The organism is Brevundimonas sp. UBA2503, from assembly GCF_002341485.1.
Classification (GTDB): domain Bacteria; phylum Pseudomonadota; class Alphaproteobacteria; order Caulobacterales; family Caulobacteraceae; genus Brevundimonas; species Brevundimonas halotolerans.
On the sequence record NZ_DDOD01000006.1, the window covers coordinates 39,244 to 50,500 of the forward strand.

The 11,257-nt window shown below is 67.1% G+C and carries 14 protein-coding genes, 1 tRNA gene and 1 pseudogene; 4 read left to right on the forward strand and 12 right to left on the reverse strand.

The window, feature by feature from the left end:
- Positions 1-77 precede the first annotated feature (77 nt).
- Entirely contained in the window at positions 78-1,328 is a 1,251-nt protein-coding gene (locus B4K74_RS01650; RefSeq protein ID WP_286691473.1) for a multidrug effflux MFS transporter, read from the reverse strand.
- A 101-nt stretch (positions 1,329-1,429) separates the two neighbouring features.
- On the opposite strand from B4K74_RS01650, the gene B4K74_RS01655 reads away from it, so the two are divergent.
- On the forward strand, positions 1,430-1,768 hold the full coding sequence (locus tag B4K74_RS01655; protein ID WP_286691474.1) for a hypothetical protein: 339 nt from the start codon (positions 1,430-1,432) through the stop codon (positions 1,766-1,768).
- A 27-nt stretch (positions 1,769-1,795) separates the two neighbouring features.
- Positions 1,796-2,404 (forward strand): annotated as a pseudogene (locus B4K74_RS01660) (class I SAM-dependent methyltransferase); the annotation flags it as partial.
- 6 nt (positions 2,405-2,410) lie between these two features.
- Here B4K74_RS01660 and B4K74_RS01665 read toward each other — a convergent pair.
- From B4K74_RS01665 to B4K74_RS01715, 11 genes are all read right to left on the reverse strand, one after another.
- Positions 2,411-2,495, reverse strand: a tRNA-Leu gene (locus B4K74_RS01665).
- Positions 2,496-2,559: 64 nt separating this feature from the next.
- Positions 2,560-3,381: a hypothetical protein gene (locus B4K74_RS01670; RefSeq protein ID WP_286691475.1), complete on the reverse strand. Its 822-nt coding sequence runs from the start codon at positions 3,379-3,381 to the stop codon at positions 2,560-2,562.
- Positions 3,381-4,121, reverse strand: coding sequence for a hypothetical protein (locus B4K74_RS01675; RefSeq protein WP_286691476.1), 741 nt, complete (start codon positions 4,119-4,121; stop codon positions 3,381-3,383). Before B4K74_RS01675 ends, B4K74_RS01670 begins: the two co-directional genes overlap by 1 nt.
- Entirely contained in the window at positions 4,118-5,128 is a 1,011-nt protein-coding gene (locus B4K74_RS01680) for a fumarylacetoacetate hydrolase family protein (RefSeq protein WP_286691477.1), read from the reverse strand. The genes B4K74_RS01675 and B4K74_RS01680 overlap by 4 nt, the downstream gene beginning before the upstream one ends.
- A gap of 37 nt (positions 5,129-5,165) precedes the next feature.
- Positions 5,166-5,861: a hypothetical protein gene (locus B4K74_RS01685; protein ID WP_286691478.1), complete on the reverse strand. Its 696-nt coding sequence runs from the start codon at positions 5,859-5,861 to the stop codon at positions 5,166-5,168.
- 75 nt (positions 5,862-5,936) lie between these two features.
- The gene (locus tag B4K74_RS01690; protein ID WP_286691479.1) at positions 5,937-6,206 is read right to left on the reverse strand and encodes a hypothetical protein; all 270 of its coding nucleotides are present in this window, start codon (positions 6,204-6,206) and stop codon (positions 5,937-5,939) included.
- Entirely contained in the window at positions 6,203-6,697 is a 495-nt protein-coding gene (locus B4K74_RS01695; protein ID WP_286691480.1) for a methyltransferase family protein, read from the reverse strand. Before B4K74_RS01695 ends, B4K74_RS01690 begins: the two co-directional genes overlap by 4 nt.
- A gap of 3 nt (positions 6,698-6,700) precedes the next feature.
- Positions 6,701-7,858, reverse strand: coding sequence for an isoaspartyl peptidase/L-asparaginase family protein (locus B4K74_RS01700; protein ID WP_286691481.1), 1,158 nt, complete (start codon positions 7,856-7,858; stop codon positions 6,701-6,703).
- 23 nt (positions 7,859-7,881) lie between these two features.
- On the reverse strand, positions 7,882-8,064 hold the full coding sequence (locus tag B4K74_RS01705) for a hypothetical protein (protein WP_286691482.1): 183 nt from the start codon (positions 8,062-8,064) through the stop codon (positions 7,882-7,884).
- A 49-nt stretch (positions 8,065-8,113) separates the two neighbouring features.
- Entirely contained in the window at positions 8,114-9,217 is a 1,104-nt protein-coding gene (gene hppD / locus B4K74_RS01710; RefSeq protein WP_286691483.1) for a 4-hydroxyphenylpyruvate dioxygenase, read from the reverse strand.
- Between the two features lie 121 nt (positions 9,218-9,338).
- Complete coding sequence (locus B4K74_RS01715; protein ID WP_286691484.1) at positions 9,339-10,004, reverse strand: exopolysaccharide biosynthesis protein; 666 nt, start codon at positions 10,002-10,004, stop codon at positions 9,339-9,341.
- Positions 10,005-10,092: 88 nt separating this feature from the next.
- On the opposite strand from B4K74_RS01715, the gene B4K74_RS01720 reads away from it, so the two are divergent.
- Positions 10,093-10,629: a disulfide bond formation protein B gene (locus B4K74_RS01720; RefSeq protein WP_123287656.1), complete on the forward strand. Its 537-nt coding sequence runs from the start codon at positions 10,093-10,095 to the stop codon at positions 10,627-10,629.
- A gap of 85 nt (positions 10,630-10,714) precedes the next feature.
- Positions 10,715-11,239: a demethoxyubiquinone hydroxylase family protein gene (locus tag B4K74_RS01725; protein ID WP_286691485.1), complete on the forward strand. Its 525-nt coding sequence runs from the start codon at positions 10,715-10,717 to the stop codon at positions 11,237-11,239.
- Positions 11,240-11,257 lie beyond the last annotated feature (18 nt).

The following is an 11,257-nucleotide window of genomic DNA, read 5'->3' on the forward strand; positions in this document are numbered from 1 at the left end:
TGTGGCTCCCGCCGGAAATGAGTCCCGGGGCGCCTTCGTTCCGGCCAACCGACCAGTCCGGCCGCCCAAGGTCAAGCTCAGGCCGGCCGGCTCTCGGTCTCGATAGTGCTGAACAGCTTGCCGCGCTCAGCCACCATCACGGCAACCAGCGCCAGAATCCCGCAGGTGGTGATGCCGATTGTCATCGGCGCGGCCGTCCCGTCAAAGCTCTGCCCGATCAGGAACCCGGTCAGCGAGCCGAAGGTGGTCGAGACGAATCCCTGCACCGACGACGCCGTGCCGGCAATCCGGCCCATATTGTTCATGGCGAGAGCGCCGAAATTGCCTGCGATAAAGCCGAAGCAGAACATGGTCAGCCCCTGCAGCACGGCAAAGCTGATCAGACTTTCGTTCCCCGACAGGGCCACCCCCGCATGGACGGCGGCCGAAGTGATGAAGCCGATCAGCGCCAGGTGCGACAGCCGCCGCGAGCCCAGCCGCTCGACCAGCCGCGCATTGGTCAGCGACGCGACGGCGATGCCGGCCGCCATGAGGCCAAAGACGGTGGTGAACAGTCCCGGCTGCTGGAACACATCGAAGAAGATCTGCTGGCTGGAATTGATGAAAGCAAACAGGGCGCCGGTGATCGCCGTCATCGCCAGGGTGTAGCCGACCGACAGCCGGTCGCTGAGCACCGCGCGGAAAGCCTCGGCGATCCGCCCAAGACGGATCGGCAGGCGGTTTTCGGGGGCCAGCGTCTCGGGCAGGCGGATCAGGGCCCAGACCATGAAACCCGACCCCGCCAGTGCCAGCACCCCGAAAATCCAGCGCCAGGGCGCAACGAACAGGACCAGCTGCCCCAGGGTCGGCGCCAGGATCGGTACACCCAGGAAGACGAGGAAGCTCAGTGACATGACCCGCGCCATCGTCCGCCCGGAATAGCGATCCCGCACGATCGACACCGCCAGCACACGAAGCGCCGCCGCGCCCAGCCCCGTACCCAGACGGGCCAGGATCAGGGCCTCGAACGTGGTGGTAAAGGCCGCCGCCACGCTGAACAGCACATAGAGACCCAGTCCCACCATCAGCACGGGCTTGCGGCCATAGCGGTCCGCCAGCGGGCCATAGATCAGCTGGGCCACGCCGAAGCCCAGCAGATAGGCGGTGATCACCCACTGGCGTGAGTTCTCGGAGGCCACGCTCAGGGCCTCGCCGATGGCAGGCAGCGCCGGCAGCATCATGTCGATGGCCAGGGCATTCAGCGCCATCATCATGGCGACCAGGGCGACGAATTCCGGAAAGCCCGGGCCGCGCACAGGTTTGGGACTCGTTACATCGCCGGCTTGCATCGCGTGCAGATGTGACCCGACAGCGGATTTTGCAACTGCGAAAAGCCCCTCCCCTGTCAGTTCCGGGTCGACGCCCTGTCGGCCTCTGCTAATCCTGACGGATGACGACCGATCCAGAGCAGCCCAACCCGGACGAATCCACGCGTGAGATCGCTGAGCTGCGGACGCGGGTAGAACTTCTCGAACTTCAGTTGCGTGAGTTGTCAGCCTTGCGGCAACCGGACGAGGGCCACTGGCTGGGCCAGCCCGTGCTGCGTAACGACCGCAAGCCCGGCGTGGACGTGCTCAACCACTCCCGCCCTTGTCGGCAGGCTGATTTCGAGACCCCGTGGTTCTCCTATTGGTCGGAACGGCTGGGGGAACGCCTCCGCTATCACCGCAAGCTGTGGGAGTTCGTCTTCATCGCCCAGGCCCTGCATGAGCGCCGCCAGTTGCGCTAAGGCGCCCGGGGTCTTGGATTCGGGGTCGGGCGGGAGCCGCTGGCCGCCTATTTCGCGTCGCGGGGCTGCCGGGTCACGGGCACCGATCTGGCCCCGCAGCAGGCCGCAGACGCCGGATGGACGGCCACCGATCAACATGCCGAGGGCAAGGCCGCTCTGATGCGCCCGGACCTTTGTGACCCCGACGTGTTCGAGACCGCAGTCGATTTCCGGGTGGTCGATATGAACGCCATCCCGGACGACCTTACAGGCTACGACTTCTGCTGGTCGGCTTGCGCGCTTGAGCATCTGGGCAGTCTGGAGGCCGGCATGGCCTTCATCGAACGATCGATCGACACCCTTCAGCCCGGCGGTTTTGCGATACACACGACCGAACTGAACCTGACATCGGACCAGTGCACGCTCGAAACGGGCGGGACCATTCTCTATCGCCGCCGCGACCTGACGGCCCTGGCCGAGCGACTGACCGCTGCGGGCCACATCGTCGCCCCGCTGGATTTCGATGCCGGAAGCGGCCCTGTCGACAGCTTCGTCGACATCCCGCCCTATCTGCCGGAGCCCCACCTGCGGCTGGCGCTGGCCGGATTCGCGACCACGTCCGTGAGCATCATCGTCCAGAAAACCGGCCAGCCCTGAGGGCCATGGTGCGGGTGGTCGGGCTCGAACCGACACTCCTTTCGGAACCGGATTTTGAGTCCGGCGCGTCTACCAATTCCACCACACCCGCGTGACGTCCGGCGGATTTAGCGGATCATCGCCGGGTGCGCCATCCTCTGTCACGCCGAAGATGGCTAATCCACGAACAGGCTCAGGGTGAAGTGGACGAGCCTGGCCGGAACGGGTGCGTCCGGGTCTCCGGCAACCTCGACGCGCGCACGGCGGGCAGCTGCCGAGCTGGATCGCGCGGCCGTTGCCCCACGCGGGTGTTCCGACTCCACGACACAGTCGTGAAGGCGACCATCGGGTCGGGTGAGACAGCTGATCACGGCAAACCCCGAAACAAGGTCACTTGCTCGTGGCACGAAGTCTGGTCGTTCTGCCCAGACAATGCGAGTCGGCAGCCCGCTCGTCCCCACCTGGTCAAGAAGCTCGTCGCGGGGATCAACAAGCGGGCGACGGCAGGTGTTCAGGACTTCATCAATATTGAGCGCTGAGGGCGGCAAATCGACCTGATAGGTCAGCGTCTGCCCCTCACTGCCGGCCTCCGGAACCCCCAGCTCCAGGGTTCCGCCTTGACGCAGCTGGCGCGCAAAGGGTGCCGGAAGGAGGCTTACCGCGAGCGTGTTGTCCGTCCCTACTGCCCAAAACTGCCGCCGGTCTTCCTCGCCGCGGAATCGCAGGTCAAAGGGACGTTCCCGGAACCCCAGACGGTTGGGTGTTGATCTGGCCGGTGGAAGTCCGCCCACCATCACGTCAAGGGACCTGTCCTTGCACTGGACCACTATGGCCAATCCGTTGCTGAACTGCAGATGGGCCATCTCCGCTCGCCCGCGCCGGTCGCGGACAATGTCCCAGTCGTCGCCAGGATCCTGAGCCAGGCCGGGCGTGGCCTGCGCCAGCCCGAAGATGACGACGAGGGCTGCTGTCCACGGTCGGAACCCTGTCGAACTCATCAGTTCACCAAAGTCGTCAGCCGGATCGAAACAAGACGGCCGGGCGGGACCTCGCCGCGGATACGGGATTCCTCCAGCGAGCGGACACTGGCTTCGCCATAGCCATAGCCAGCAGGGCTTTCAGCCTCGGCCTCGCAATCGGTCAGGCGACCGCCCTCGGCCGTCATGCAGGTGACATAGGCCCAGCCTGACACACGGTCGCGGGCGGCGCGCGGCGGAATGATCACCCGGCCTTCGCGGAGAAAATCATCGCCCCCTGCAGACAGGCGGAGTGGCTCGGCCTCGTCCCGTTCGTGGAACAGGGGCTGACCACAGGCCGTCAGTACGCCCTCCATCCCGGAGGTATCGGCGGGCGGGGTCACAGTGAACTGGACTGCCCCGTCCCCTTCGCCAAACTGCAGCATGGCCGTGCGGGTATTGACGAAGCCCCGCATCAGCTGGGTCGGCCGCTCGGCAATCAGGTATCGCCCGTTCTCGGAGGGCATCCACGACCCCCAGTGGACCCGGCCGTCCCCGAACCGCGCGGCGACATCGATGGTCGGCATGCGAATCTGAAGCCCCTGAATCAGTAGCTCGGGCGTGCCGGCCTGACACCGGGCGATCACCGCGATACCCTCGGGGAAGACCGCATAGGCCAGGGTGAGGTCATCCGCAGTCTGGGCCGTCCAGGCCTCTGGCTGCTGCGCCAGAACCGGACCGGCGGCGAGGGCTGCAATCAGGGTCAGGGCGACGGCTTTCATCCCAAGGGTTCCACCGTCTGTTCGATCGTGCCGAAGATCGAGTGGTGCTTTTCGTCCAGCATTTCGATGCGGACGGTGTCGCCATGCTGCAGGAAGGGGGTCTCGGCCTTGCCGCGCTGGATGGTCTCGACGGTGCGGACCTCGGCGATGCAGGAATAGCCCAGCCCGCCTTCGCTGACCGGCTTGCCCGGCCCACCGTCGGCGTCGCGGTTCGACACCGTGCCGGACCCGATGATCGAGCCCGCCACCAGCGACCGGGTCTTGGCCAGATGCGCGATCAGGGTGCCGAAGTCGAAGGTCATGTCGTCGCCGGCGTCGGCCTGACCAAACGGCTTGCCATTCAGGGTGACGGTCAGGGCGCCGTGCAGCTTGCCGTCTTTCCAGCGATCACCCAGCGAGTCGGGCGTGACGAACACGGGGGTAAAGGCGCTGGCGGGCTTGGACTGGACGAAGCCAAAGCCCTTGCCCAGTTCGGCCGGGATCAGATTGCGCAGGGACACGTCGTTGACCAGTCCGACCAGCCGGATGTGGCCCAGCGCCTCGTCGCGCGACACGCCTTGGGGCACATCACCGGTGACGACCACGACCTCGGCCTCGAGATCACAGCCCCAGGCGGGATCGGCCAACGGAATGGGATCGCGCGGTCCAAGGAAGCCGTCAGAGCCGCCCTGATACATCAGGGGATCGGTCCAGAAGCTCTCGGGCATTTCGGCACCCCGGGCCTGTCGGACCAGGGCGACGTGGTTCACATAGGCCGAGCCGTCGGCCCACTGATAGGCGCGCGGCAGGGGGGCCGAGGCCTCGCGCTCATGAAAGCGGCCGCGCGGCACGGCTTCATGTTCCAGGCTTTCAGCCAGGGCACGCAGGCGCGGTTCGCACCGGTCCCAGTCATCCAGAGCCGCCTGCAGGGTCGGGGCGATCAGAAAGGCGTCGGTGAACCAGTTCAGGTCTTCCGACACCACGACGAGGCGGCCATCACGGCCATGTTTCAGGGATGCGAGTTTCATTTCTCTCGATTAGGCGGTTTCAGCCCGAAGGAAAACCTCAGTCCGCCGACAGCTCGCGATGAGCGTCCCGCATCTCGCCGATCCGGGCGTCCTTGTCCCGCCACCAGTCGTTCAGATCCGCGATGGCTGCCCGGATGGCATGGTCCCGCTCACGCGGCGACAGCGAGCCCCCATGGTCAGGGTTGCGACCGCCAGCGCCGTGACCGGTCCCGCTTCGCCGACCGTCCCGGTTGCCATTGATGACCGTGATCTGGGTGACAGAGGCCGACGACGATTCCTCGGCGCCATGGTCGTCGTCCGCATGATCGTCATGACCGTGGTCGCCGTGATCATCATGCGCTTCGGCGTGGCTATGAGCGTGCGGCACATGGCGGCGCCCGTCCAGCGCAGACCTGAGGCTGTCGAGCCCCGGATTGAGGCCGTTGGCGATGGACAGGGTTGCGCCCAGCCGTTTGCGGATGACTCGCTCGACCTCCTCAGCCTTGCCCACAAGGGCTCCGCCGTCGGCCTTCATGGCGGCCTTCAGCGCCTCATCAATCGCCTTCCAGATGCGCTCGGCGGCATCGGTGTCGCGGCTCGTCTGGCTGTTTCTCAGTTGCCAGCCCAGAAAGAACAGGACGGCGCCGATGGCCACCAGCAGGGCCAGCAACAGCGGCTCGAGGCCGAGGAACACAGGCGGGTCGACAGGCTCGAACGTGCCGCCCCCCTGAAAATCGGTCGCATAAACAGCCACGATCACCCTCCCTCAACCGCGGCCATGATGGCAGGGTCAGCCCGCTTGGCAACGGGAAAGGTTAACGGCCGCCCGTCAGCGTGACGGTTCGATCACGGCGCGGGCCTCGGCGCCCTGTCGCGTGCCGGGCAGGCGGACCTCGACCTCAATGGCGATGGCGTCCTCCGGCTGGTGGGCCCAGATATAGCGGCGCTCGACCTCGACCTCGAGCCCGCCGGCCGTCAGCCCCTCATAGGTGTCGCCCCAGGGGGTAATGCGCTTCATCTCGGCCCAGCTGAGCGCGCAGGCGGCGTCCAGCTCCTCTATGGCCAGGGCGGACAGGTCGTCGGGGCGTTCAGTACTCACAGCCAGCGCCTCACCCGGTTGCGATAGGCGTCGTATTCGGCGCCGAAGGTGCGGGCCAGATAGGCCTCCTCCTTGCGGATCACGGCCCAGTCGATGACCACCAGACAGGGGATCAGCATCAGCAGGGCGACGGGCGAATCCATCGCCACCGCCAGCCCGGCGTAGGTGATGGCGAACCCGACGTAAATGGGGTTGCGGCTGAAGCGATAGGGCCCTTCGGTCGCCAGCGCCGTCGAGGGCTTCCACGGTTCAACCGCCGTGCCCAGTCGCCGGAACAGCCCCGCCGCCATCCCATCCAGCAGCAGGCCGCCGAGGATCAGGGCGAGAGCGATCCCGCGCCGCAGTTCGGTCCCGAGGCCGAGGCTGATGTCCTCACCCGCCGGCAGGCCGATCTGGACGCCATAGCGATCCAACGCCCAGCCGAGACCGAGGAAGGCGAAATAGATCAGCGGCGGCGGCACCGCCACATTCGGATGATCGCGGGTGGTCACGGCTCAGTCTTCCTCGGCAGAGTATTCGGGATCATCGGCATAGATCGCTACCCACGCCGGTTCCGTCGATGAAGCGGCTCCGCGATACATGCCGGAGGTATTCATTTCGAACCATGCCTCACCGCGACCCGTCATGACGATGACGCCGCCTTCCCCGCCGAGCTCGCCGACTTCCCGAATCTCCGCGCTCGCGGCGATGTAGATCGGGCGTCGCATGTGGGCCGTGCAGATCATTTCGGGATCGCAGTCTTCAAGCACTTCGTCGACCCGGCCTCTCTCCCACTCAGGATGAGCCGTCTCCATGGCATACCGCGCGCAAATGTCCCGGGCCACGGTCGCGCGAATGAAATACTCGCCCGAGCCGGTCGCCGACACCGCACAGCCGTCGGCGTTCGAGGCATAGGTGCCGGCGCCGATCACCGGCACATCGCCGACCCGGCCCCAGCGCTTGCCGGACATGCCGCCGGTCGAGGTGCCCGCCGCCAGCCGTCCTTCGCGGTCCAGCGCGACTACGCCGACCGTGCCGAATTTGCGCTCGTCGAGCGGCGGGGCGACCTCGGCCATGGCCCCTTCCGGCGGAGCGCCTTGGGGCCGGACGGGCACGGGCAGGCCGTCGCGCTCCAGCTGCCGCACCAGTCCGCGCCAGCGCCGCTCGGTGAAGAAGAAGGCCGGCTCGACCTCGTCCAGTCCCTGCGCGCGGGCAAAGGTCTCGGCCCCCTGCCCGATCAGGAAGACGTGCGGCGAGTCCTCCATCACCGCGCGGGCGGCGCTGATCGGGTGGCGGGTGCGGGTCAGGCCGGCGACCGCCCCGGCGTCCAGGGTCGTGCCATCCATGATGGCGGCGTCGTGCTCGATCCGGCCGTCGGCGGTGAAGACCGCCCCGCGCCCGGCATTGAACAGGGGATCGTCCTCCAGCACCTGAATGACGGCCTCGACCGCATCCAGCGCCGAGCCACCGTTGTCCAGCACCCCTGCCCCGACCTGAAGCGCGCTGTCCAGCGCCGCGCGATAGGCGGCGTCCTGCTCCGGCGTCAGACTGCCCCGCTCGATCACCCCGGCCCCGCCGTGGATGGCCAACGACCACCCTCCGTCCTGGGCAAGGACCGGCGAGGCCAGCGTTACAGTCAGAGCGCTCGCAAGCGCCGCAAGCCAGGTCTTCATTGGTCCGCCTCCCCGATTGGGCGTCATCGCTCGTGATGCGCCCGTTTCCACAGCTGATAGCCGATCACCGGCACCAGTCCCATCAGGGTGGCGACGATCACCAGCGGCCAGAAACCGAGGTGCGGCGCGGCCAGCCCCGCCGTCACCCCCGCTGCGACCGGTCCCGTAAACGGGATCCAGGCCGGAGGCCTCGGGAGCGGCCTCACTCGGCCGCTCCTCGAATCCTTGCCTGTGCGCCGGGCGCGTGGCCCGGCGTCACGCATCCACCTTGATCACGCCGCGCCGGATCTGGTCCAGCTCGATCGAGTCGAACAGCGCCTGGAAATTGCCCTCGCCAAAGGCCTGATTGCCCTTGCGCTGGATGATCTCGAAGAAGATCGGGCCGAAGGTGTCCTGGGTGAAGATCTGCAGCAGGATACCGTCCTCGTCCGAGCCGTCGATCAGGATGCGGTTCTCGCGCATGCGCGCCACGTCCTCGCCGTGCCCGGGCAGGCGCTTGTCGATCAGGTCGAAATAGGTCTCGATGGTGTCCTGGAAGGGGATGCCGCGCCGCTTCATCTCCTCGACGGTCTCGAAGATGTTGTCGGTGTGCAGGGCGATGTGCTGGATGCCCTCGCCGTTGTAGCGCTTCAGGAACTCCTCGATCTGGGAGTTGTCGTCCTGGCTCTCGTTCAGCGGGATGCGGATGGCGCGGTCCGGCGCGATCATGGCCTGGGACAGCAGGCCGGTCGCCTTGCCCTTGATGTTGAAATATTTCTGCTCCTCGAAGGCGAAGACGTCGCCATAGAAGCCCGACCAGGTGCGCATCTGGCCGCGACGCACATTGTGGGTCAGGTGGTCGAGGCTGAACAGGCCGACGCTGTTCTTGCGCTCGGCCTCCTCCCAGCCCTCGATCTCGTCCCAGCCGTCATAGAGGGAGCCGGCCTCGCCGTACTTGTCGACGATATAGAGCAGCGAGCCGCCGATCCCCTGGAGCACATAGGAATAGCCGCCGCCAAGGGCGCCGCCGTCATGACCTTCGGCCGGCTTGGCGCCGCGCGACACGGCGCCCTCGAAGGCCGCCTTGGCGTCGTTGACGCGGAAGGCCATGCCGTTGGCCGAGGGGCCGTGGTCGGTCGCGAACTCGGCGGCCTGACCCTTGGGCGTGCGGTTGACCAGCATGGTGATGTCGCCCTGCTTCATCCGGACCACGTCATTGGCCGGATTCACATGGGTCTGGGTGAAGCCCATCAGCTCCAGCCGCGCAATCATGGCCTTGGGCTCGGGACCCGTGAACTCGACGAACTCGAAACCGTCGACGCCGAGCGGGTTTGCGGCATTGATCTGTTGGGCCGTGGGGGTTTGGGTCGCGTCGTCCATGGTCGCGTCTCCTGATCCTGAAGGGTTCACGGCGGCACGCACGGCCGCCTTTGTGGCCGGAACCTAGTCATCCGGACCGCTCAAGCCAAGCGACGCGGCTTCACCTTGTGGCGAGCAGGCCTCAGCCCAGCCCCGGAACATGGTCCGTGACCAGCCGCATCGCCCAGTCCGCGCCCAGCAGGAAGGCCACGGCGAGCGTGGTCAGCAGGCCGATCCAGGCGGTGGCCACGATCGCTCCCCCGATGACGAACAGGCCGTCGCGCTGGATCAGGCCCACGGCCAGAAGCGACAGCGCCACCGACGGGATGGTGTTGGTCATGGGCAGGACGATGGTCAGGGTCGCGAGAATCATGAACAGAGCCGCCAGCTTTTCCCCCGCACCCGAGGCGAAGGCCGACAGCCTCGGCCGCGAGAACCGATCGATCCAGCCCAGACGCTGCTCGGCGAAATCGGCCATCGCCTTCAGCCAGCTGGCCCGCGCGCGCAGCCTCAGCACCCACTGCGGCAGCCACGGCTCTTCACGCCCGACCAGCAGTTGGGCGGCCAGGATCACGATGACGATGCCGACCACCTGCGGCACGCCATACAGACCCGGCACCAGACAGGGAATGGCCAGGATCAGGATCAGCAGGCCGTAGGCCCGCTCGTCCAGCCGGTCGCGGATCTGGTGCAGGGTCAGACCGTTTTCGGCCCCGTCATCGGCCAGCCGCCGTAGCAGGCGCGCCAGATTCTGGCGGACGTCGTCCTGTTCGGAGGACGGCGGGAGGGGCGCGGGTTCGGTCGTCATGACGCTCGTCTAGCATCCCGGTGTGTCAGGTCCAGCCGCCGACGATGATGGATCGACGTTCCCGCAGGACCGCGCTAAGCATCGCAGCATGATGTCGGCCTATCGTGTCCTGACCCGCTGGTGGACGGTGTTCGCCCTTGCGGCGTCCCTGAGCCTCCTCGCTGCCGCCCACGCCTTTGAGCGGTTCGGCGGACTGGCCCCGTGCAACCTGTGTCTCAAGCAGCGCGAGGTCTATTGGGTCGCGGTCGCCATCGCCCTGACCGCCAGCCTGTGGGCCCTCGTCAGCCGGGCCAGCCGGGGCACGCCGCGGGTCGCCGCCTTCCTGCTGTTCATCGTCTTTCTGACCGGAGCGATCACCGCCGGGTTCCATGCCGGGGGTGAGGCTGGCTGGTGGGAACTGCCCGCCGTGTGCTCGGGCGGGGCGGGCGAGATCAATCTGGAGCGGCTGGCGGCGCTTGCCATGGGCACCGCCGAGGTCGAGCCCATCGTGGCGTGCGACGCCGTGACATGGCGCTTCCTGGGCCTGTCCATGGCAGCGTGGAATACCCTGATTGCTGCGGCCCTCGCGATCTTCAGCCTGCTGGCCGCGAAACGTCCCAAGGATGCCCGTGCCCCCAGAGGTTGATCCCTCCACCGACCCGCTGAACGACCCGGAGATCACGGGCCGCAAGGGCTCGCGCGACATTCCCCTGCCCCGGCCGGGCGCGGGTATGAGCCGGACGCGGATGGCCGAGATCCTGCGGGTCGACCATGCGGGCGAGTATGCCGCCGTTCAGATCTACCGCGCCCAGCGCGCCGTCTTTGAGGGGCGGAAGGGCAAGGATGCCATCGCCGACGACCTGACCGGGATGGAGGGGCACGAGCAGGTGCACCTGTCGCGGTTCGAGACCCTGCTGAACCAGAACCGGGTCGCCCCGACCGCCGCCCTGCCCCTGTGGCATCTGGCCGCCCAGGCCTTGGGAGCCGGCACGGCCCTGCTGGGCGAGAAGGCGGCCCACGCCTGCACCGAGGCGGTCGAATCGGTGATCGAGCAGCACTATGCCGACCAGATCGCAGAACTGGCCGACCGTGACCCCGAGCTGGCCCGCGAGCTGGCCCAGTTCCGGGCCGAGGAAATGGCCCACCACGACCACGCCGTCGAACACGGCAGCCGCGAGGCGCCCGGCTATCGCCTGCTGTCCTCGGTGATCAAGACCGGCTGCCGCGCCGCCATCAAGGTCAGCGAGCGGGTCTAGGTTCTGGACTCATAAGCT

What these genes read in the sequence shown, in the direction of transcription:
- B4K74_RS01715 (WP_286691484.1), bottom strand. Translation starts at nt 10,004, where the DNA reads ATGACGACCGAACCCGCGCCCCTCCCGCCGTCCTCCGAACAGGACGAC.
- B4K74_RS01650 (WP_286691473.1), bottom strand. Translation starts at nt 1,328, where the DNA reads ATGCAAGCCGGCGATGTAACGAGTCCCAAACCTGTGCGCGGCCCGGGC.
- B4K74_RS01680 (WP_286691477.1), bottom strand. Translation starts at nt 5,128, where the DNA reads ATGAAACTCGCATCCCTGAAACATGGCCGTGATGGCCGCCTCGTCGTG.
- B4K74_RS01675 (WP_286691476.1), bottom strand. Translation starts at nt 4,121, where the DNA reads ATGAAAGCCGTCGCCCTGACCCTGATTGCAGCCCTCGCCGCCGGTCCG.
- hppD (WP_286691483.1), bottom strand. Translation starts at nt 9,217, where the DNA reads ATGGACGACGCGACCCAAACCCCCACGGCCCAACAGATCAATGCCGCA.
- B4K74_RS01670 (WP_286691475.1), bottom strand. Translation starts at nt 3,381, where the DNA reads ATGAGTTCGACAGGGTTCCGACCGTGGACAGCAGCCCTCGTCGTCATC.
- B4K74_RS01700 (WP_286691481.1), bottom strand. Translation starts at nt 7,858, where the DNA reads ATGAAGACCTGGCTTGCGGCGCTTGCGAGCGCTCTGACTGTAACGCTG.
- B4K74_RS01655 (WP_286691474.1), top strand. Translation starts at nt 1,430, where the DNA reads ATGACGACCGATCCAGAGCAGCCCAACCCGGACGAATCCACGCGTGAG.
- B4K74_RS01720 (WP_123287656.1), top strand. Translation starts at nt 10,093, where the DNA reads ATGATGTCGGCCTATCGTGTCCTGACCCGCTGGTGGACGGTGTTCGCC.
- B4K74_RS01725 (WP_286691485.1), top strand. Translation starts at nt 10,715, where the DNA reads ATGAGCCGGACGCGGATGGCCGAGATCCTGCGGGTCGACCATGCGGGC.